Source organism: Amycolatopsis sp. w19 (genome assembly GCF_051373225.1).
GTDB lineage: Bacteria > Actinomycetota > Actinomycetes > Mycobacteriales > Pseudonocardiaceae > Amycolatopsis > Amycolatopsis japonica.
The window spans coordinates 66653-87670 of the sequence record NZ_JBPQFM010000005.1; the positions used below are offsets into that span (position 1 = coordinate 66653).

A 21018-nucleotide genomic window follows, 5' to 3' on the forward strand; every position below is an offset into this window, starting at 1 on the left:
CGCGACACGCCCCCGCCCCGGGTAGCTTTCGTCCTGTGCTGCTGAAGGAACGGTATCCGTGGAGTCCCTGGGTGGGCCGCGTGCTGCGCGTGGTGCTGCCGCTGGGGTTCGTCCTCGGCGCCACGAGCGGCGCCTCGCGCTGGCAGCCGGGCGCGCCGCAGCTGACCTCGACCGGGGTGCTGTGGCTGGTCGCCATCGCGGTGCCGCTGCTGATCGTGCACCGCTTCCCGATGACGATCTTCCTGCTCACGTCCGCGCTGACGCTCGGCTATTACACGTCCGGCAACCCGGGCGGTCCGGCGATCGTGCTGCCGACCATCGCGCTCTTCCTGCTCACCAAGATCCGCGGGCCGGTCGTCGCCGGGTCCACCGGCGGAGCGCTGCTGGCGGTGGCGGGGGTCGCGTTGTTCGTCCGGCACGGGTTCGCCGGCTTCGACCTGAGGACCGGGCTGGGCCTGGTCTGGGTGATCGCGGTCGTCGGGGTCGGGACGGCGGTGCGCAACGGGATGGCCGCCGCGCGGGCCCGCCGCGAGCAGGCCGACGAGCATCGGCACCGGATGGCCGAGCAGGAGCGGCTCACCATCGCCCGCGAGGTGCACGACGTCGTCGCGCACAGCCTCGCGATGATCAACGTCCAGGCCGGGGTCGCCGCGCACGTCGCCGACAGACGTCCTGAGCAGGCGAAAGAGGCGTTGCTGAACATCAAGGAAGCGAGCGCTTCGGCGCTGAAGGACCTTCGCGCGACGTTGGCCGTGCTGCGGTCCGGGGAGGACAAGGCGCCCGCGCCGAGCCTCGCCCAGGCCGACGAGCTGTTCGAGCACGCCCGCGCCGCCGGGCTGGAGGTCCGCGTCGACGGCGAGCCGGGGGAGCTGCCCGCCCCGGTCGACGGCGCCGCGTACCGGATCCTGCAGGAATCGCTGACGAACGTGGTCCGCCACGCGAACCAGGCGCGGGGCGTCGATGTCAGGTTCGAGCGGAAAACCGGTGCGCTGACCCTGCTCGTCCGCGACGATGGCCGTGGCGCCGTCGAACCCGCGCCCGGGCACGGGCTGCGCGGGATGTCCGAACGGGCGGCAGCACTGGGCGGCGCGCTCACGACGTCGGTGGTGAACGGCGGCTTCCAGGTCCGCGTGGACCTGCCCATCAAGGGGGAAGAATGACGATCCGGGTGGTTCTCGCCGACGACCAGGTGCTGGTCCGCGCAGGTTTCCGGGTGCTGCTGGAGACCGAAGACGGTTTCGAGGTCTGCGCCGAGGCGGGTGACGGTGAGCAGGCGGTCGCGGCCGCCGTCGAGCACCGGCCGGACATCGTCGTGATGGACGTCCGCATGCCCGGCGTCGACGGGCTCGAAGCGACGCGACGGATCACCGCGAATCCCGAACTGGCCGGGGTGAAAGTCCTGGTCCTGACCACTTTCGACGTCGACGAGTACGTCTACGAGGCATTGCGCGCCGGCGCGAGCGGGTTCCTGCTGAAGGACACCGATCCGGTGGAGCTGCTGCGGGCGCTGAAGGTGGTGGCCGCGGGCGAGGCGCTGCTGGCGCCGACCGTGACCCGGCGGCTGATCGCGGAGTTCGTCGACCGCCCGGAGAACCGCCGCATCGACGTGAGCGCCGTCCGCGAGATCACCGACCGCGAACGCGAGGTCCTCGGCCTGGTCGCCGGCGGCATGTCGAACGACGAGATCGCGGCGCATCTGGTGATCTCGACGGCCACCGCGCGTACGCACGTCAGCCGCATCATGACCAAGATCGGGGCACGCGACCGGGCGCAGCTGGTGGTGCTCGCCTACGAATCGGGGCTGGTCAGCCCGCGCCGGGGTTGAGATTCCCCCAAAATGCTGAGATTGCCGAAAAACCTCCGCCGTGACGGGGAGTCGTCAAGCGCGGCCTGACGTCGACAGTCCGTTAATTCGCTACCCGACCGACTCGAGGCACACCCTGACTTAGGTCGTGCATCTGCACGTGCATGGCCGCCACTCATACCTCTTTTTCATCTCCACCAGGAGTCCGGCCGGATTCCGATCGCCGGCTCGAAATCGGACGGACGTACGGCTAATCCTGATTTCCTGACGAATCCAGCGGTATCGCGCGGGATTCCGCTCTCGCGAGTGTGCACGGTGCGTGATTTTTCCGCCGTCCGACCGTCGGGATAACGGTTACTTTCCGTCGCGAAATCGCTCCCTGGACGGGTTCTGCTCGCTCCGTGTTGCTTTGTCGCAATGGCGCTGAGCATTAGTCTCCGGCTGAACGGCAGGGGGGATTTCACCTACCCGACGTGATTCTCACCCGGCCGGGCAAGAAATCGATTCACCTTTTTCTCTCACTGGGAGTCACCATTGACGGCAAAGACACCTGACCCGCTTCCGGCGGTCGGCTGATGGGCGGGGACTTCCTGGCCGCGGTCACCGAACGGCAGCGCCGTCGGCTGCTCGACCTCGGCAAACACGTCGATCACGCGGCGGGCACGACCCTGCTCCACCAGGGCGACCCGGCGCCCCCGGTGCTGATCCCGCGCTCCGGCTACGTGAAGGCGCTGCGCGCGGCCCAGGGCGGTTCGCCGCCGATGATCGTGGACCTGCTCGGTGCCGGCGACGTGCTCGGCGTCGAGGACTGCCTGGCCGGACGGCCGAGCCACCTTTCGTACATCGCCACGAAACCGGTTCGCGTGCTGGAGATCCCTCGGATCGCGTTCCACGCCCTGCTCGACGACGATCCCGGGATGACGGCCCTGATCACCGCGGACCTGGCCTTCCGGCTGCGCCTGCGGAACGTCGCACTGGGCTTCGCGACGGCCAAGGTCCGGAGCAGGCTGACCGCGTTCCTGACCAGGATGCAGGCGCTCTACGGCGTTCCCGGTGAGGACGGCGTCGTGATCGACGAGGGGCTGAACCACACGGACATCGCCTCGGCGATCGGCGCTTCACCCGCGTCGGTCAACGCCGAAATGGCGAAACTGAAGAACGAAGGATTCTTGAGCACCGGTTACAAGACGATCCACTTGAAGAAACGTTCGCGGATCGCGATGGGGTGAACGGGGCTTCCCACGGGGAAAGCCCCGTCCATCTCCTTCATGCGCCGCGGGGTGCGCAAGATCGGGTCAACTGCGCCTCAGCTGAAGCGCGAGCCGTATGACGAACACGACGGCCAGCGCGGCGACCAGGGCGATTTCCCAGGCCATGGCTGCTCCTTATCGGCCGGCATCCGAACTCGTCAGATGCTCTGCCCATAAGGCGCATCACTGGGGGAGGACGTTCACCGACACGGCCCAACTCACACTTTCGGACCAACGCCACGCCCACTACGCGGGGCAGCTACAGAGCGCTTCCCACGGCCGCCCACACCCGATGCGGGTCGAGGTCCATCGGCCGCGAGTCCGGATCCGGGCGCAGCCGCCGCAGCAGGATCTGCTGCACCAGCGTCGTCGGCCGGGCCGAGGCGGCCACCCGCCGCCAGAACAGGTGATCCTCGAGGCCTTCGAACAGGACCTCGGTGTTCCACCCGCCGAACTCGTCGACCAGCGACCGCCGCACCAGATAGCCGCTGCCCAGATACGGCAGTGTCCGCAGGCGCCGTTCCTCCGGCGGCAGGGCGCCGACCAGGCCGTCCACCGGATCCGCGACCGGGCAGTGCACGACGTCGGCGCCCTCCGAAACGGCCAGCAGCCGCTCCAGCAGGAACTCCGAAGCCCGCATCCCGCCGTCGAGCACCAGCAGCCACGACGCCGTCGAACGCTCCAGCAGCGAGTTCCGGGTGAGGCCGCGGCCGAGCGGGGTCTCGTGCAGCAGGACGTCGTACGGGCGCGGCCGCGGCCACGGGTGCACGCCGTCCTCGCCGACCAGCACCTTCCGCGGGGTCACGCTGCCCGTGATCAGGTCGTTCGCGAGATCGTCAGGATCGACTTCGCCGGTCCGCCGCACGATCAGCACGTCGACGTCGGCGGTGCCTGCCATCGACGTCGCCGCGGGCTCCCAAGTTCGCGAGGCGACCCGCCGGGCCCCCGCCGCGCGCTGCGCGATCCGAGCCGACAGCGCCGTCCCGCTTGCCGAGGCAGGTCCGGCGGCGGACCGGTCGCCCGCGAATCGCGCGTCGAACGACGGGGTGTCGATCGCCAGCGCGTCCTCCGGATTCCGCAGGCTCGTCGCCAGCGCCCGCGCCGGGGCGATGTCCGCGGCGGGCGCCGAACCCAGCGAGGACGCCAGCTCGATCAGCCGCCGCGCGGACGCCGTCATGTCCAGCGACTTCACGAAGCCGTAGGCGGCCGAACGCAGATGCCGTTCCCGTTCCGGCTCGTCGGCGAGCGCGGCGACGACCGAGCCCAGCGACTCCGGCCGCGCCAGGACCAGGTGCTCGCCGGGGACCATCGGTTCGACGTCGACGGACGTCTCGCTGACCACCACGCAGCCGTTGGTCATCGCTTCGAGCGTGCGCACCCACTCCAGGGTCTGCTTACGCTCGCGGTGCAGGTTCAGCAGGAACCGCGACCGCGCGAGATGCTCGAATTTCGCCTTGCCGGGCAGGAAGTCGACGCGGGCGGCGGTCATCGGCTCGTGCGGCGGGGTCAGCAGCCGCGTCCGCAGGCCGGCGAGGTCCCGCGCGTACGAGCCGAGCAGCATCGAACGACGCCGTTCGGCCGTGCCGAGGTAGGTGACGTCGAGGTCGCGCGGACCGTCGAGGTCTCCGCCCCACAGATCCCACAGCGGGGTGTAGCCGAGCTGGAAATGCTCGACGGTGATCCCGCGCCGCCGCAGTTCGGCGGTCGAATCGGTGTTGATGTCGACGGCGCCGCCCAGGATGGACAGCAGTTCCGCGTTGCGCTCGAAGGTCGCCGTCCCGGGGTGCTCCACGCAGAACCCGATGGTGCGACGGCACTGCGCGGCGGTCGGGAAGCCGGCGTCCGGGACGGTCACGAAGTACTCGTGGGGGACGACGACGTACACCGTGTCGCCGTCGGACTCGGGGTACGCGCCGATCGCGGTCCTCGCCTTGCCGCCCGCCGTGCGCACGGCGTCGGCGACCACCTCCAGGAGCTCCTCCATGAAGGCGGAACCGCCCTCGGCGGACACGAAGCAGAGTTCGGTCACGGCCGGTCCATCTTCTTTCGCACGACACGCAGCGGAGCGGTGACCCGCCAGCTGACGGTGCGGCGTGTGGCGTCGAGTTCTCTTGCCATCTCGGCGGCGAGCCGTTCGGCGTTGAGCAGGCGCTGCCGGTCGACCGACGGTTCGCCGCCGGGCAGGACGTCCGCGTCGGCGACGCCCGCCGACACCACGAGTTCGGCGTCGAGCAGCGCGAGCCGGAGCTTGTCCCGCTCCTCGCGGCAGGTCTTCAGCTCCGCGCGCAGCGAGTCACGCTGCTGGTGGGCGAGCAGGACCTCGGCCTCCAGCGCCTGAAGCCGCGCTTTGGCGACGTCGAGCTCTTCCTGCTGCGAAGCCACTTTTTGCTTCAACACGGCTTGGATGGCGGCGGACTCGCCTTCATCCGGCGCGGAGGCGATGGCCTCGCGCAGTTCGTGCTCGGTTTCGGCCAGCTTCGCCTTCAGCCGGTCTTGCTCGGCGGTGAAGACCTGCCGCTCGGCACGGAGCCGGGTCAGCTCGGCCTGGACACGGCCGGGAATGTCGGTGTCAGACATGAACGCCCCCACTCAGTTCGGTCAGGATTTCGGAGTACTCGCGCGCGTAGCCCGCCGGGTCGAGCCACGGCAGCAGCTTCTCGTGCGCGGCCTTGGCCATCTCGCGGCGGCGCGTGGCCGACGTGCCCAGCGCGCGCAGCAACGCCGCGGTCAGCGCGTCGACGTCGTTGGTCTCGAACAGCCAGCCCGTCTCGCCGTCGACGATCATCTCCCGCGCGCCGAACACGTCGGTCGCCGCGACCGGGACGCCACAGGACACGGCTTCGAGGATCGAGCGCGGCAGCGACTCGATGTCGGAGTTGTTCACGAAGATGTCGGCGGCCTGCAGCCAGCGCAGCGGATCCGGCTGGATCGGCACCAGGCTGACGGATCTCTCCAGGCCCGCGCGTTCGACCGATTCCTCCATCGCCAGCCCGTACGGCGACGGGTGCAGGCCGACGATGGACAGCTTCGCCTCGGGGTGGATCTTGTGGATCCTCTCCATCGCCGAGATCAGCGGCGCCTGCCCCTTGCGGGATTCCGCGATGCCGATGTTGACCAGCACGATGTCGTCCGGCGAGTAGCCGAGCATGTCGCGCGCCTGCTGCCGCGTCTCCGACCGCGTCCTGCCGCCGAACTTGTGCATCGGCGTGCCGTAGCGGACGGTCCGGCAGCGTTCCGGCTTGCTGTACGGCAGGAACATCTCGCGTGTGGCGTCCGCGACGAACAGCAGCTTGTCGACCTCGGCGAGGGTGCTTTCCCAGCGCTGCCAGACCGCGGCGGGCGGTTTCGCCGGGCCCCAGTTCTGGTAGGCGAACGCGGGCAGCGAGAAGCTCTCGTGGATGACCCACGCCGTCGGCATCCCGGCGCGCTTCGCCGCGTCGGCGCCGACGAAGCCGCCGAGAGTGTTGACGAGCGCGACGCCCGCTCCGGAGCACTTCGCGAAGCGCGCCAGCTCGGCGACATGCCCTTCGTACGCGGGCACCGTCTGGCTCCGGTAGTGCGTCGTGACGTGCACGGGGATGCCGAGTTCGCGGCAGTCCGCGCGCAGCGGGCCGTCGGTCTCGCTGACCAGGCTGACCTGCCAACCGTGGTCGGTCACCATCCGGCTCAGCAGTTCCTGCAGCCACAGCTGCCCGCCGCCGACGCTGAGGCTGTGCGTGAACACCAGCACGTGCTTCGGGTCGGTCGGGATGTTCACCCGCGCCATCGCGCGGGCGGTGTCCTCGGCCAGCTCGTCTGCGCGTTCGGCGTCGTCCAGATCCGCGGCAGGGTTGCGAAGCGTGAAGGTGCGCTTCGCCGATACGACCTCACCGACGCCATCGGTGCGGTATCGGACGCGAAGCGACAGCGTCCGCTCTTCGCCGTACGGGAGGTCGACGGGCACCCGCGCCTCGAATCCGCTCACCGCGGCGTCGTCGAAACCGGGGAATTCCTCGGGAACGTCCTTGCACGGCAGACGGGTGCGCGCCCTGACCGTGCCGCCGCCTTCGACCATGATCTCGATCAAGCTGGGCGCCCGCCCTTGCAACAAGGCCCAACCCGTCACATGGACGACTTGCCCTTCGGCGACCTTGTCCTGCTTCGGAGTCTTGAGTTCGCCCAGCCACAGCGGTTCTTCACCCGGCAGTGTTCCGACGTGGACGGTCGCCCGGTTCAGCACGCGCTCGTCAGGGCCGGCGACGACGATGTCCTGAGTGCCCGCGGGGACCGCGGAGGCCGGGACCGCACGCCAGCCGAAGGTGCCTTCGGGCGCGCCTGGGCACGACTCGGGGGACAGGACCGCCTTGACGTCCGCGATGGTCACGGACATCTCGTCGATCCGGCTGATCCCGGTCGTCCAGCCCCGGAGCTCGAACAGATGCCCGACAGGCCGGTCCGGGGTCAGAATGCCGGCGGTATGCAGGCTCGTCATCGCTTCGCTACCTCGTCTTCGTTCGCCGCCACACCGGCGCCGACCTTCGTGGAACGGTACTCGTGGCATTCGCGGCCCGGCGCGCATTCGACGATCCCGCTGCCAGGGCGGGCATCACAGTTCCACTCGCTTGTCGCCGGTGCGCGCCCTGCCATCGGGATCGCGAGGCCTTCGGCCGGTCGCGCGCGTTGTGGCCGGCTTGGGAGCCGCGGGCCTCCGCAGGAGGCGCGTTCGCCAAATCCCGGCGATGGCCGCGCGTACCTCGTCGGTGCCGTGCGCGGCGCCGCACGAGCCGATCGTGGAGAAGGCCACTTCGCGCTCCAGCGCACCGTCCACAAAGGAGGGATGGAGGCCGATCAGCACCCCGAGCCAGCCCGCCAGATCGCGCATCGAGCCGTCGTCCGCCGCCGCGGACCAGCCCGCGTCGGTGAGCTTGTCGGCCAGCACCAGCACCCCGCGCTCGATCACTTCGGGCACTCCGGCGCCCGCGTGCCGCCATTCGAGGTCGATCGGGCGCAGCACCGCACCGTCGACGAGGACGTTGTGCGGCACCAGATCCCACAGCGCCTCGACCCCGCGAGCCGCCTCCGCGCGGACGAGATCCCGCCAGCCGGTGAGCAGCTCCGCGACCCGCTCCGGCTCGTCGAGCAGTACTTCGACCATCGTCGGGGCGTCGTAGACCTTGTCCGTGCACGGTCCGACCGAGATCCCGGCCACCGGCGGAGACGGCACCAGCGGCACGCGGCGGACTTCGGCACCTTCGCCGGTGCGCACGACGTCGGCGCGCGTACACGCGAACGCGGCGCGCTCGGCGGTGTTGAAGTAGGTCGCGAGCCGGAAGGCCGGCCAGAGCGCGGCGGCGCCGGGGCCACAGAGCAGGGCGAGGCCGTTCGCGGGACCACCGGTGATCGCCGCGGACAGCCGGGGCAGTTCGGTGTCGATCCGCTCGCTCCGTACCGCGCGGGCGACCTCGTGGCCGGGGGAGCAGAGCAACTCACGCTGGACTTCGAGGCCCGCCGTCGCCAGCGTCCCGGCGACAGCGCGCGAAGACGTCAGCACCACGACGGCGCCCATCGGCGACAACCGCTCGCGAACCGACTCCAACAGACCCCGTGTCGCGTACGGCTGCTGGACGACGACGAGGTCGTAGCCGTCGGACGGCGGCCGGTCGTGCACCGAGACCGTGCCGAGGTCATGAGTGCGGAACCGCACCGCGGCGGCACGGACCGGGTCGGCCTCGACGGCGTGCACCGTCGCCGAGACCTCGCCCAGATACCTGGTGAGAGCACCGAAACCGGCGCCGACCTCCAGGACCTTCGCCGCCTTCGGCAGCACGAGCGCCCGGAGGACGTTCGCGGCGCCATGGTCGAGCTGGACCCTCTCGGCGGCGCCCTGACCGGCGAAGTGCAGCTCGTCGGACAGCGAACCGGTGTCCTCGGTCAGGGAGAGCAAGGTGGTGAGCAACCGTGCCGTCGCCGCGGACATGGATCAGCCGGTGACGGCGTAGTTTTCCAGCGTCTTCTTCATCGCGCGCTGGTACGTGCCACTCAACGCCTTCTCGCCCTCTTCGCCACCGAGCGGGTTCTGCAGGATGTCGACACGGACGATGTTGTTCCCGCTGATCCAGGTGCCCCGATAGGTGCCCTTGTCGCCGTCGATCTTCTTCTGGAAGTTCAGCTTCGGAGGCATCCCCGGCAGCGGCTCGGTGATCTGCACGAACCCGTTGGTCGCCTGGTACTGGCGAAGCTGCTTGACCAGATCGGCCGCGGCGCCGGGGCTGGTCAGCGGGATGACCGTGACCGAGATCTTCGCCGGCTGCGGGCCGGTCTCGTCCGGCTCCTTCTGCGAGCCGCGGTACGCGACCTGCTTCACACCGGCCGCGATGACCAGATCCGCCTCGCCCTTCTCCAGCCCGGCGATCTCGGCGAGCTGGGCCGCGGGGATCGCGCCGCTCTTCGAGTCCTCCTTACCGGACTGCTCCGGGATCTTCTCGAACAGCAATTCTTCCGGCGTCTTCGGCTTGGTCGGTGATGGCGACGGCGACGGCGGGGCGGGCTTCGTCGCGGCCGTCGGGTCCGGCGGGGTGTCACCGCCACCGGAGAAGGCGAAGTAACCGCCGACGCCCAGACCGCCGAGGACCAGGACGGCGACGATCACGATGATCGCGATCTTGCCGCCCTTGCCCTTGGGCTTGTCCTCGAACACCTCGGGGCCCTGCTTGACCCATTCCGTGCTGCCGACCGGCGAGATCGGCGGGAAGTCCGAGCCACCCCACGGCGGGCTGACGTCGTTGTCGTCGGTCCAGCCCTGCTGCTGCGGCTGTTGCTGCTGATAGCCCTGGTGCTGCTGCGGGAAGCCGCCCGCGGGCGAGGCCTGGCCCTGCTGGGGAAAACCACCCGGCGGCGACGCCACCGGCGGCACGACCTGGGTGCGGTTCGGGTCCGCCTGCTGTTGCTGCCAGTTCGGGACGACCTGGGTACGTTCGCCCTCACCGCCCTGCGGCTGGTTCACCGGCGCGATGATCTGCGTCGAGTCGGCGCTGGGCTGGCCGGGCTGCTGCTGCGGCGCCTGCTGCTGTTGCGGAGCGGGCGGCTGTTGCTGCTGGAACGGCTGCTGCGGCTGCTGACCGGGCTGCTGGACCTGCTGCTGGGCGGGGTCGCCGTACGCGACCGCCGAAGACAGCACCTGGTCACGGCGGAGCCGGTAATCGTCGGCGGAGAGCCGCCCAGATGCGAGCTCTTCGTCCAGATTGCGCAGCTCTTCCTGCCAGGACACCACCGGCCCCCTTTTCCGAATTTCCGGCGGGAATGCTCCCGGCCGTCGCGATACCACCACTGCGGTGACCTCGCACATTCTGCACTGCCCGGAGTCGATACGCCCTCGCGGGTCGAATCGTGATCTCCCCGCGACCCTGCGCTTCTCAGTTCGACGGCAGAACGGTGTCCAACGAGGTCAGCGTCTGCTCCAGCCGGGTGTCGAGCGCTTGCGGGTCGCCGCCGAGCGGCTGCGAGACCCAAGTCGTCACGGCCATCGTCCCGGAGACGTAACCGAAGCCGCTGAGCTGGCCGTTCTTGTTCGCGCCGACGAGGGCGAGCCGATCGCCGACGCGCTGCTCGCGCAGCCCGGCGTTGATCGAGTTCCCCCGGAAGTACTTGACGATCGCGGCCGCGTCCTTCGCGTCGTTCGCCGGGATCACCAGGACGAGGTAACTGTTCGTACCCTCGTTCGAACCCTTGTAGGTGATGGACGCGACGTTCTTGGACGCGAGGAAGTCGCCCGCGGCCTTCGAGTAGAAGTTGAGCTCGACGCCCTTCGCGACCGACATCGTCGAGTTGTCCTTCGACGGTGTCCCCGGCAGCGCGGGCAGCCGGTCTTCCAACGGCGTCTGGGCACTGTCGGGCCGGCCCGACGGTGTGAGGTCGCCCGGCGGCTGGGCCATGCTCGGCTGCTCGGCGACGTTCGAGGACTGCGACGAGCCCAGCCACAGCGTCCCGCCGATGATCAACGCCAGCACGACCAGCACTCCGGCGCCGATGAACAGCCAAGTCGGCTTGCGTTTCCCGACGACCGCGTAGTCCTCCGCGGGTGTGTAGTGACTCGGGCCGGGCTCAGGCGCCAGGGGCGGCAGCGGCCGGTTCAGTGCTGCGGTCGGCGATGGGTTCTTCGCGGGCGGCGCGGCACGCAGGTAGACCGTCGGATTGATGTCGGCGGGTGAAGGCGCGGTGGTCTTGTGGTCCGCGATCCGCGGGATGGCGGCCTTCTTCTCGGGCTTCCCGAGGGTCGACGGCGGCGTGTGGACCGGCTGAGTTCGTTGGTACGGCTGGGGCTGCTGGACCGTGACCGTGGGCGGCTCGACCGGGCGTGCGGCGGGATTGGTGCTGTGCCACGTCACACCAGGGCGCCGCAGCGGCGAGGGCACCGGTGACGGCATCGTCCCGCCGGAAGCCTCCGCCAAGAGCTCGTCGCGCTTCCTGCGGTGTTCGGCGTGCCCGATACGACCCGCGGCCAGCTCGACGTCCAGCTGTCGAAGCTCGTCTTGCCAGCTCATTTAGCCCCCTGCCGCCGGGTGTGGGCAGCCAGTGTTGCATGCACCCTTATGGGTGGTTGATGTGGTCTTTCCTCATTCTTGCGTCCACTCACGACCTGGTCCAGCACTGATCTCTCGGCGGTGCTCGCGGCTTTGCCGGAGCGCAAACGAATCGCTCGAAAGTGGATCCACCTGGACTTATAGCATCAAAGCTATGACATGGGGTACCGTGGAATTGGAGCCGGAGGTTCGTGACTGGCTGGAGAGTTTGTCCACGGCGCACTTCGCGACAGTGGCCTTCTACGTGGATCTGCTCGCGGAGCAGGGCCCGTTGCTCGGCGAGCCGTACGCGCGACAGCTCGACGGCAAGTTGCGGGAGTTGCGGTTTCATCTGGATGGAGAAGCCGTGCGGATCACGTACTGGATCGCGTCCGGCCGGCGAATCGTGTTGCTGACCGAGTTCCGGAAAACGCGCATGCGTGAAGAGCGTGAAGTGCGACGGGCGCGCAAGGCGATGTGGCGATGCGTTGCCCGGGAGCACACGGTCGATGAGTGAGGAGAGGAGTGAGATCGATGGCTGATCGGACCGACTGGCGGAGGCTTCGCGAGCGGCGGATGGCGGAGCCCGGCGCCGCTGATGCGTACGAGGCCGCGAAGCTGGCTTATGTCCTGGGCATGACGGTGCGTGAAATGCGTGAGGCACGTGGCTGGTCTCAGACGATGCTCGCCACGAGGGCGGGGATGACGCAGTCCGCAGTCGCGCGGTTCGAGGCGGGCGGAACGGTCCCGACCATTCCGGTGCTGGAGCGACTGGCGCATGCGCTCGAAGCCGATCTCGATATTCGAATCACTCCGCGTCTCTCCCCGGTGTGATGCTCTTTCGGCTGGTCAGGCGCGGCCGACCGCTCCCGGCGGTACGGTGGCGGACGTGGGAAGCATCCGGTGACGGAGATCGAAGCGTGTCGCGGCGCGTTGCGCGAGCTGGCCATCGGCAGGCTCGCCGGACGTGACGTCCGCACCTCCCACTTGGTCGAGGCCGGTCTGGACGCGATCGTCGCCGGACTCGACACCCCGTCCCTCCCCTTGCTCGCCGGGCTCGAATCCACCGCCGAAGCCGCCGTCGACAAGGCGTTCGACCAGGTCGTCGACGAACTGGACCTCGAACTGCCCGCCGATCCGACGGCCGCGCGCTGGCTGCTGATCCACGGCTGGCTCACCGCGATGGTCCAAGGACGCCTCTCGCCCGCGGCCGGCGGCGCCCTGGTCAGCGAAGTCGGCGAGCTGCTCGGGTCGCCTCAGGCGTTGCGCGGGATCACGCGCTGGTCGGCGATGCTCGAGCACTGGATCCCGACCGACCTGACCCCGAGGGACGTCTGCGAGGTGCCGATCCTCGAGGAATCGGCCGAGCTGCTCGAAGGACCTTGGCCTCCTTCACCGCGTCACCCGTAAAGCCCCGTTTTCTGTCGTACATGTGTTCTAAAATGGTCGTTGTACAGCAGGAACAGCGGCGAAAGGCAGACACGGATGGCCTACATCACCCTGCCCACGTTCGTGGGGTACAGCACGAGCTCGGGTCCCTCGCGTTCCTCGTTCGTCCGGCGTTGGCGCCGTCAGTACGAGGACCCGGCCCGGGGCGGGTTCAACTTCTACCTCCGCGCCGCGAACGCGATCCGTGCCGGGCGGATCTCCGGGCGGGATCGCGAGGTACTGCGGGCACTGGTCGAGAACGCGGACGAGCGCACGCGGCCGCACTACACCGAGATCGCCAACGGCTGGCTGCGCTACGTCGGGCGGCGTGACCTGCGGCTGGCCGAGGTCGGCCGGTCACGATGGCGGCTCGGCTCGCTCGAAGTGGGTATCAATCCGCATCTCGGCCTGCGCAAGGGCGACGGCCCCGTCTACGTGACCTGGCTCTATTTCAAGGAGGAGCCGTTGAGCCGGGACGCGGCACAGATGGTGCTGTGGCTGCTCGAACAGACCATGGACGAGCTGCGGCCGGGCGGGCGTCCGCTGGTCGTCGACGTCCGGCGCTCGAAGGAGTTCGCCTTGTCGCCGCGTGATCGCGACAAGGTGCGGCCGTGGGTGCGGAGTGAGGCCTCGGCCTTCATGAGTCTTTGGGAGGCGGCCGCATGATCGATCGACGGCGAGCCCGCGTTCCGTGGGCTCGCCGTTCACGCACCGTCATTCTCATGGTTCCGGCGACGGCGCAAGACACCTGATCAGGTGACAGTTTCGCGGAGAATGCCCACGAGCTGGACAACTTGGTCGCCGAACACGAAGCTTTCCCAGTCTTAATCGGCCGAACCACCGAGGGTCGCTCGTGAACAACGCTTGGGAAGCCATCTCCAGGGTCGCAGATGAGCCCGCCTGGTACTGGGTCTACGACAAGCTCGCGTTCTGGCCGAGCACCTACGCGCACGCCTGGCCGGGTTTCCGCGAACCCGCCCCGTCCGTCGCGTGGGATCTCGCGCCCGGCGGCCTCGACCGCGCCTCGGCCGAATTCCGGGTCGGCCCGTACGCCGTCGAGCAGAACGACGTCGCCCGCGTCGCCCTCTCGGCGCTGAAGGACTGCGTCGCCGAGGACGAGTGGGTCTGGGTGCTGCACTGGCAGCACCAGTCGTACCGCTTCTACCCCCATCGGCACGCCGCGCTCGACCCGTGGCCGGTCCCGGTGTTCCCGCGCACGGACTATCACATGTTCCTGGCGAACGACTTCCGCTTCGGCACGCTCGGGCACCCCTGGGAACGGACCCTGTGCGTCTACGGCGAGAAGCTCGTGCCCGCCTTCGAAAAGCACGGCGAACGGGTTTTCAAGAACGCGCTGCGGCGTAACGGGGCACCGGCCGCGATGGCGGGCTGACCACCGGCCGGCGGGCGGACCTGCCTAAACTCAGGCGGGTGTTCGAATACCACGGGTGGGTGACCATCCAAGCGAGCCCTTCCGGTGACGACGACGCCGCGCTGCTCGAGCGCATCGTCGAGCGGGTGCACCGCGCCGTCCGCGACTTCGACGACGGCGACCTGCTCGACCTCCGCTGGGCGGCCGGGGTGCCGGTGCTGCACCTGGGCGGCATGGACAAACACGGAACGGCGATCGCACCCGAGCTGGTGGACCTCTTCACCCGCGTCGGCGACCTCGCGCCCGGCTCCTACGGTCTCCTGCACGTCTGGGACGACCAGGATCCCGAGCACGACAACGAATTCAAGGTGTACCGGATGGCCCGCGGCCTGGTCACCGAGCGCGGCGACGAGCACCTGTCCCCGGTCGCGCCGACCGTGATGGACGGCTACGAGATCTGAGCGGTCTTCTTCGGCGGAAGGCCCGATCGACGAGAGATGGCCGGCTTCTCGTTCTCCAGCCCACATATGCACAAATCCGAATTACTACGGTCGTGTGACCCCACTCACCGAACCTGTAGCACTTAGTAATCGAAACGATCGACGCGCCCAAGAACCGACTCGTCAACGCGAGATACAAGGAACGTGGGGGTCCGGGGGCTCGGGCCCCCGGGAATCATGGCGAGCAAGCCACGGTCCAGGCGTTCCCTGGAGACACAGCGCCCACTTGCGAGCGGATGACGGGATTCGAACCCGCGACCCTCACCTTGGCAAGGTGATGCGCTACCAGCTGCGCTACATCCGCATGTCTTGCTCTGCTCCGGCACTCGTTTGAAGCAGTGGAACAACCATACACCGACCGTCTGTAGCGGTTTCGACCCACCCCTACAGGTGCTTCGGTGTCACACCTGGCGTACAAGGGGTGACGACGGCTGCATACCTCCGTATGGTGTCCCCATTCGACCGAATGGTGAGTCCTTCGGGGAGGAGGTGCCTGGCCGGATGACCGAGCAGGGCACGGTGCCGCTTCAGGCGGCCTCGGAATCCGACGAGCAGGCATTGCTCCAGCGTCTCCGTGATGGGGAGGACGCTGCCTTCGGGGAGCTTTTCGAACTTCACGCCGCCGCCGTGCGGCGTTTGGCCCGCAGTCTGGCCGCCGATCGGTCGGAGGCGGAGGACATCACCGCCGAGACCTTTTTCCGGGTGCTTCAGGCGTTGCGCCGGGGTGCCGGGCCGCGTGACTACGTCCGGGCCTATCTGCTGACGGTGGCTCGCCGCGTCTCGTGGGAGTGGCACGGCGCTCGTCGTGACGTGCCGGTGAGCGACGACGAGCTGACCTTCCGGGCCGGGGCGGGTGCGGACACGCACGCCCGGACGGCCGAGCATTCGCTGATCACGACCGCTTTCACGAGTTTGCCGGAGCGCTGGCGTTCGGTCTTGTGGCAGACCGAGGTCGAAGGCGAGCAGCCGTCGATGGTCGCGCCGCATTTCGGGTTGAGCGCGAACGCGACGGCGGCGTTGGCCCGCCGGGCGCGGCAGGGGCTGCGCGCGGCGTATCTGCAGGCGCATCTGTCGGTGAACCGCGGGCCCGATTCGTGCCGTGCGGTGGTGGAGAAGCTGGGCGGGTTCACCGCGGGCAGCGTGACCGGGGCCGAGGCTCGCCGGATCAAGACCCATCTGATCGCCTGCCAGTCCTGCCGGGCCACCCACGACGAGCTGCGTGACGTGTGTTCCTCGCTGCGGGCGCACGCCGGTGTGGTGGCGCTGCTGGTGCCGGCCGCCGCCGGGGCTCACGCGAGCGGGGCGTTGTCCGGGCTCGCCGCGTCGGTCAAGGGACTTCTGCTCGGCTCGAAGGTGAAGGTCGGCCTGGCGGTGGCGTCGACGGCCGCCGCCGGCGCGGTCGGGATCGTGGCCGGTCCGGCCGTGTTCGGCACTGACGTCACTCACACGGTGGGCCTGTCCGGGGGTGGGCTGCCGGAGCTGGCGCTGCTGCCGGCGCAGGTCGCGCCGCCCGCCCATGACCAGCCGGTGGAGATCCCGCCGCAGCGGATCGCGCAGGACCAGCTCCAGGGCAAGGGTGCCCAGCCCGCCGTGACCGGACGAGGACCCGGAGCCGGAGCCGAGCTCGGGGTGTCCGACATGCCGAGCCTGCCGGGAGCAGGCACGCCGCGGAAGGAGCTGGGCGGCGGAGACGTCGTGCAGCCGCCGGGCGAACAGAATCCGACGCAGGAGGAGACCTCGCCGCGCAACGAGGTCCCGGATCCGGGCACGGGCTCCAACCAGACCACCTCGAAGCGGGACGACATCCCGCCGGAGGAATCGTTCAGGCCCACCGAGGAGTCGCTGAGCCCGACCACGACGACTTCGCGGGACTCGACCGAGCAGTCGACCACGCCCGAGTCGACGACTTACCCGGAAGGGTCCTCTTCGACGGAGACCGGGACCCCCGAAAGCACGACCGGGACCTCGTCCGGCGACACGTCGGCGGACGAGCCGAGCCCGGTCAAACCGACTTCCCACTATCCGGAACCGGGTGTCGACTACCCGACGTGCCCATAACGCCCGAGCGGGCATATCGCCTTCGAACTCTCGCGAATCCGGCTCCCGTCACGGTACGGTGGAGCTCGCTCACGACGAGCGAGCGGCCGCGCGGGAGGCGACTGAATGAACCGGCTGGTGCACGGCGAGGACGGCCGTGACTGGGTGGTCCGAGCCCAGATGGAATGGCGTGCTCCCGCGACAGCGGACGATTTCGAGCACGATGTGGCGGGCAGCTACGGCCCGGGTATCGCGATGATCGCCGTGACGGCGCTGCTCGCGATCGTGCTCATCATGTGGACTCCCGCCGACGTCATGATCCCGTCGTGGGTACCGCTGGCGCTCTTGCTGATCGCGCTGTTCTTCCCGCTGCGGTGGATTCTGCGCCGTCCGTGGACCGTGGTCGCCGAGACCGAGGGCGATCTGGCCGGCGACCGGCCGTCGGAGCGCTGGGTGGGCACCATCCGCGGCATGTTCACCGTGCGCGGCGAGGTCTCGAAGATCACCAAGACCATCCAGAAGCACTCGCTGCCGGATTTCGACGGCCCGTTGCACCCGGTGGAGTAGTCGCGGCGGCCTGAACGCGCGAGACTGGGGCCATGCCCGAGTTACCCGAGGTCGAAGCGCTCGCTCACCACCTGCGTGAACACGCGGTGGGCAAGACGGTCTTCCGCGTCGACGTGTCGTCCCTCAGCGTGCTGAAGACGGCGACACCGCCGTGGACCGAGCTGCACGGCCGCGAGGTCACCGGGGCCGGCCGGTTCGGCAAACATCTGGATCTCGTCGCCGGGGATCTCCATCTGGTCGTCCACCTGGCGAGGGCGGGCTGGCTGCGCTGGTCCGACGCGTTGTCGCCGGCGCCGCTCAAACCCGGCAAGGGGCCGATCTCGCTGCGCGTCCATCTCGACGCGGCCGCCGGGCCGGGTTTCGATCTCACGGAGGCCGGCACGAAGAAGGGTCTGGCGGTCTGGATCGTGCGCGATCCGGAGAAGGAGGTCGCGAGCATCGCGCGGCTCGGGCCGGACGCGCTTTCGCTGGACCGCACGCAGCTCGAGAAGTTGTTCACCGGGCGCACCGAACGGCTGAAGACGGCGCTGACCGATCAGTCGCTGATCGCCGGGATCGGCAACGCCTACTCCGACGAGATCATGCACATGGCGAAGCTTTCCCCTTACGCCACAACCGGAAAGCTGTCCGAGGCGGCGCTCGACGGGCTTTCGGAGGCGATCCGCGAGGTGCTGACCAGCGCCGTGACGCGTTCGGTCGGCCAGTCCGCGGCCCGGCTCAAGGGCGAGAAGCGGTCCGGCCTGCGGGTGCACGCGCGCACCGGGTTGCCGTGCCCGGTCTGCGGCGACACGATCCGCGAGATCTCGTTCGCGGACAAGTCGTTCCAGTACTGCCCGACCTGCCAGACCGGCGGGAAACCCCTCGCGGACCGGCGGATGTCGCGCCTGCTGAAGTGACCCGCCACCCTCGCGTTTCGTCCTCTGAATGCGGTCAGCAGAGGGCGGCCATCACCGCGGGCAACGGCGGCTTCGGCACCCGCTGCCCGCCGTGCACGTCCGCGGCGAGGTCGTACACGTTCAGTGCCAGCACGAGCTGCTTCGAGCCGTCCGCGTTGCTCATCGAGACGCTGAAGAAGCCCGGTCCGGCGCCGGTGTTGCCCCAGAACGTCTTCGCGCCACCAGCGCAGGGCAGGTTGAGCGTCTCGACGCCGGCGCCGTACGCACCCAGCTCGCTGTACGGCACCAGCCGCTTGAGTTCGGCCTGTTGCGCGGGCGCCAAAAGCCGTCCCGCCAGCAACGCGCGATGGAACGTCGCGAGGTCGTCGACGGTCGACACCATCGCGCCCGCGGTCCAGTCGTACGACGGGCTGAACACGGTCATGTCCTTCCCGCCCATGTCGTACCCGTGCAGATGCGGACCTCGCAGGAACGGCGACCACAGCGGGAAGTACGTCCGGCCGAGTTCGAGCGGATCGAGGATCCGCCGCTGGATCTCCTCGCGGACGTCCTCGCGGGTGATCTTCTCGATCACCTTGCCCAGCAACAGATATCCGGTGTTCGAGTACTCCACGCCGCTGCCCGGCGGGAACGACGGCCGGTCGGCGAGCGACCGCCGGATCACCTCCGACGGCGTGATGATGTGCGCCCGGTTCCCCTGGACGAGGTACGGGTCGAAGAAGTGCGGATCCAGCGGGTCGTGCACGCCGGACGTGTGGTTCAGCAGCATGCGCACCGTGATCTTTTCCGGTTCGTAGCCCGGTCCGCGTACGACACCGGGCAGGCGCCGCTCGATCGGATCGTCGAGCGACAGCTTCCCTTCGCCCGCCAGCTGCAGGACCACGGTGGCGACGAACGCCTTGGTGTTGCTGGCGATCCGGAACCGGTGGTGCGGCCCCGCGGCTTCGCGCGTGGCCTGGTTCGCGTATCCGGTGCCGAAGCGCGAGACCGCCTCACCGATCCGGACCTGGGCGACCGCTCCCGGGAAACCCCCTTCGCCGACCAGATCGCCGACAGCCGCGCGCACCGGGTCCCCGGCCGCGGCCGCCGTCCCGCTCCCCAGCAGGACCCCCGCCAGCACCCCCGCCGCGAGCTTCCCCGATCCGCGCATTGTGTTCCTCCCCCGGAAGCGATTGCCTGCGCACAGTCTTTCCCGCGCGACGGGGAGTGACCATGGGGACAACGCCCGGGTCTTGGGTAGGGTCGGCCCCACCCTCAGTTGTCACAACTCAACGGAAAGTGGGGAGCAGGCCTTGCACCCGGTTGGTCGAGCGCAGAGCATGGACGCCGTGTCCGGGCTCGAAATCGCGCAGATCATCCCTTGGGGTGTGGCGCTGTTGCTCGCCATCCTCGTCGTCGTCCTGCTGATCAAGCTGAGGCGTCCCGCGAGCATCGTGGAGAACGCGGTGCTGCAGGCCGTCCACCGGATGTCGAAGGCGACACCGGATCTCCGCGAGGGGCTCGACGAGCAGGTCGCCGACAAGATCACCAGCCAGCTGCTGGAGATGCTCGACTGCGTCGCCGTCGGCATCACCGACAGCGAAGGCACGCTGTTGTCCTGGGACGGCGAGGCCAACGACCACTACGTCGACCTCGTCGACGCCATCGGCAACGCGATCCGCAAGCACCGCCGCGAGGTCGTCGCGCACGACAAGATGCCGTGCAACCACCGCGGCACCTGCCGGATGCGGACGGCGGTGATCGTGCCGCTGATCGTCGAGGGCGAGACCGAGGCCGCGCTGCTGGTCGTCGGACGCACCCGCGGGCGGCTGGTGCAGATGGCCGACGCGGTCGCGCAGTTCGTCTGCACCCAGTTCGAGCTGGCGCGCCTGGACGAATCGAAGAACCAGCTGCAGCAGGCGGAGATCAAGGCGTTGCGCGCGCAGATCTCGCCGCACTTCGTCTACAACGCGCTCAACACCATCTCGTCGCTGATCCGGACGGATCCGGAGGAAGCGCGAGAGCTGCTTCAGGATTTCGCGGACTTCACGCGCTACTCGTTCCGGACGTCGGGCATGTTCACCTCGCTCGCCGAGGAACTGCGCAACATCGACCGATACCTGACCATCGAGAACGCCCGTTTCGGCGGACGGCTCGAAGTGCGGATGAAGATCGCGCCCGAGGTGCTCTCGGTGGTCGTGCCGTTCCTGATCATCCAGCCGCTGGTGGAGAACGCCGTCAAACACGGTCTCGCGTCGAAGCCGTCCGGTGGCTGCGTCACGGTGATCGCCGAGGACTACGGCGCCGAAGCGCTGATCAGCGTCGAAGACGACGGCATCGGCATGGAGCCCGCCAAACTCGCGGACCTGCGCAGCCAGCACCGCACGGGCGCGCACGTCGGCCTCGGCAACATCAACCAGCGGATGCAGCAGGTGTTCGGCCGCGACTACGCGCTCATGGTCGAGACGGCGCCCGGCGCCGGTATGAAGGTGACCCTGCGGGTGCCGAAGTTCATGCCCGGCGTGCGCCCGAACCTGCCGGACTTCTCCGCCGACAGCGCCACCGTCCCGCCGCAGGGCGGCCCGAACGAGGCCAGCGGGGTGAGCGGTTCGCGCAGCGGCGTGCTGCCGTCGTGAACGTCGGTAACC

Annotated in this window: 20 protein-coding genes and 1 tRNA gene; 13 read left to right on the top strand and 8 right to left on the bottom strand. The window is 69.1% G+C overall.

Annotated features, from left to right (window positions below; genetic code table 11):
• Window positions 1-35 precede the first annotated feature (35 nt).
• From ACSMFO_RS13085 to ACSMFO_RS13095, 3 genes are all read left to right on the top strand, one after another.
• A complete protein-coding gene (locus tag ACSMFO_RS13085; RefSeq protein ID WP_148311425.1) occupies window positions 36-1160 on the top strand; it encodes a sensor histidine kinase in 1125 nt (374 codons plus the stop codon).
• Complete coding sequence (locus ACSMFO_RS13090) at window positions 1157-1825, top strand: response regulator (RefSeq protein WP_257483619.1); 669 nt, start codon at window positions 1157-1159, stop codon at window positions 1823-1825. Before ACSMFO_RS13085 ends, ACSMFO_RS13090 begins: the two co-directional genes overlap by 4 nt.
• Before the next feature lie 554 nt (window positions 1826-2379).
• Window positions 2380-3033, top strand: a complete 654-nt coding sequence (locus ACSMFO_RS13095) for a Crp/Fnr family transcriptional regulator (RefSeq protein WP_436458822.1) — start codon at window positions 2380-2382, stop codon at window positions 3031-3033.
• A gap of 280 nt (window positions 3034-3313) precedes the next feature.
• Here the strand turns inward: ACSMFO_RS13095 and ACSMFO_RS13100 are convergent, their stop codons facing one another.
• From ACSMFO_RS13100 to ACSMFO_RS13125, 6 genes are all read right to left on the bottom strand, one after another.
• The gene (locus tag ACSMFO_RS13100) at window positions 3314-5083 is read right to left on the bottom strand and encodes a glycosyltransferase family protein (RefSeq protein WP_436458823.1); all 1770 of its coding nucleotides are present in this window, start codon (window positions 5081-5083) and stop codon (window positions 3314-3316) included.
• Window positions 5080-5631, bottom strand: coding sequence for a hypothetical protein (locus tag ACSMFO_RS13105; RefSeq protein ID WP_436458824.1), 552 nt, complete (start codon window positions 5629-5631; stop codon window positions 5080-5082). Before ACSMFO_RS13105 ends, ACSMFO_RS13100 begins: the two co-directional genes overlap by 4 nt.
• Window positions 5624-7525: a glycosyltransferase family 4 protein gene (locus tag ACSMFO_RS13110; RefSeq protein WP_436458825.1), complete on the bottom strand. Its 1902-nt coding sequence runs from the start codon at window positions 7523-7525 to the stop codon at window positions 5624-5626. The genes ACSMFO_RS13105 and ACSMFO_RS13110 overlap by 8 nt, the downstream gene beginning before the upstream one ends.
• A gap of 114 nt (window positions 7526-7639) precedes the next feature.
• The gene (locus ACSMFO_RS13115) at window positions 7640-9010 is read right to left on the bottom strand and encodes a methyltransferase (protein WP_436458826.1); all 1371 of its coding nucleotides are present in this window, start codon (window positions 9008-9010) and stop codon (window positions 7640-7642) included.
• Window positions 9011-9013: 3 nt separating this feature from the next.
• The gene (locus ACSMFO_RS13120; protein WP_436458827.1) at window positions 9014-10303 is read right to left on the bottom strand and encodes a flagellar basal body-associated protein FliL; all 1290 of its coding nucleotides are present in this window, start codon (window positions 10301-10303) and stop codon (window positions 9014-9016) included.
• A 142-nt stretch (window positions 10304-10445) separates the two neighbouring features.
• Window positions 10446-11573 (bottom strand): hypothetical protein, encoded by a 1128-nt coding sequence (locus ACSMFO_RS13125; RefSeq protein ID WP_436458828.1) that lies wholly within the window; start codon window positions 11571-11573, stop codon window positions 10446-10448.
• A gap of 208 nt (window positions 11574-11781) precedes the next feature.
• On the opposite strand from ACSMFO_RS13125, the gene ACSMFO_RS13130 reads away from it, so the two are divergent.
• From ACSMFO_RS13130 to ACSMFO_RS13155, 6 genes are all read left to right on the top strand, one after another.
• Complete coding sequence (locus ACSMFO_RS13130; RefSeq protein ID WP_436458829.1) at window positions 11782-12108, top strand: type II toxin-antitoxin system RelE/ParE family toxin; 327 nt, start codon at window positions 11782-11784, stop codon at window positions 12106-12108.
• Between the two features lie 17 nt (window positions 12109-12125).
• The gene (locus ACSMFO_RS13135) at window positions 12126-12425 is read left to right on the top strand and encodes a helix-turn-helix domain-containing protein (RefSeq protein ID WP_038507255.1); all 300 of its coding nucleotides are present in this window, start codon (window positions 12126-12128) and stop codon (window positions 12423-12425) included.
• 69 nt (window positions 12426-12494) lie between these two features.
• A complete protein-coding gene (locus tag ACSMFO_RS13140) occupies window positions 12495-13001 on the top strand; it encodes a hypothetical protein (protein ID WP_436458830.1) in 507 nt (168 codons plus the stop codon).
• 75 nt (window positions 13002-13076) lie between these two features.
• Window positions 13077-13685: a hypothetical protein gene (locus tag ACSMFO_RS13145; RefSeq protein ID WP_007030508.1), complete on the top strand. Its 609-nt coding sequence runs from the start codon at window positions 13077-13079 to the stop codon at window positions 13683-13685.
• Window positions 13686-13872: 187 nt separating this feature from the next.
• Window positions 13873-14412 (top strand): DUF2716 domain-containing protein, encoded by a 540-nt coding sequence (locus tag ACSMFO_RS13150; protein WP_073846000.1) that lies wholly within the window; start codon window positions 13873-13875, stop codon window positions 14410-14412.
• A 38-nt stretch (window positions 14413-14450) separates the two neighbouring features.
• The gene (locus ACSMFO_RS13155; protein ID WP_038507266.1) at window positions 14451-14852 is read left to right on the top strand and encodes an immunity 7 family protein; all 402 of its coding nucleotides are present in this window, start codon (window positions 14451-14453) and stop codon (window positions 14850-14852) included.
• A gap of 270 nt (window positions 14853-15122) precedes the next feature.
• Here ACSMFO_RS13155 and ACSMFO_RS13160 read toward each other — a convergent pair.
• A tRNA-Gly gene (locus ACSMFO_RS13160) sits at window positions 15123-15195 on the bottom strand.
• Window positions 15196-15392: 197 nt separating this feature from the next.
• Here ACSMFO_RS13160 and ACSMFO_RS13165 point away from each other — a divergent pair.
• The 3 genes from ACSMFO_RS13165 (at window position 15393) to ACSMFO_RS13175 (ending at window position 18391) form a co-directional block, all read left to right on the top strand.
• Complete coding sequence (locus ACSMFO_RS13165) at window positions 15393-16949, top strand: sigma-70 family RNA polymerase sigma factor (RefSeq protein WP_436458831.1); 1557 nt, start codon at window positions 15393-15395, stop codon at window positions 16947-16949.
• A gap of 105 nt (window positions 16950-17054) precedes the next feature.
• Window positions 17055-17495 carry a hypothetical protein gene (locus tag ACSMFO_RS13170; RefSeq protein ID WP_005161585.1) on the top strand — a complete coding sequence of 147 codons (441 nt, stop codon included), beginning with the start codon at window positions 17055-17057 and terminating at the stop codon, window positions 17493-17495.
• A 32-nt stretch (window positions 17496-17527) separates the two neighbouring features.
• Window positions 17528-18391 carry an Fpg/Nei family DNA glycosylase gene (locus ACSMFO_RS13175; protein WP_038507276.1) on the top strand — a complete coding sequence of 288 codons (864 nt, stop codon included), beginning with the start codon at window positions 17528-17530 and terminating at the stop codon, window positions 18389-18391.
• 34 nt (window positions 18392-18425) lie between these two features.
• Here the strand turns inward: ACSMFO_RS13175 and ACSMFO_RS13180 are convergent, their stop codons facing one another.
• Window positions 18426-19541, bottom strand: a complete 1116-nt coding sequence (locus tag ACSMFO_RS13180; RefSeq protein WP_436458832.1) for a serine hydrolase domain-containing protein — start codon at window positions 19539-19541, stop codon at window positions 18426-18428.
• Between the two features lie 169 nt (window positions 19542-19710).
• On the opposite strand from ACSMFO_RS13180, the gene ACSMFO_RS13185 reads away from it, so the two are divergent.
• Entirely contained in the window at window positions 19711-21006 is a 1296-nt protein-coding gene (locus tag ACSMFO_RS13185; RefSeq protein WP_038507282.1) for a histidine kinase, read from the top strand.
• Window positions 21007-21018: the final 12 nt, after the last annotated feature.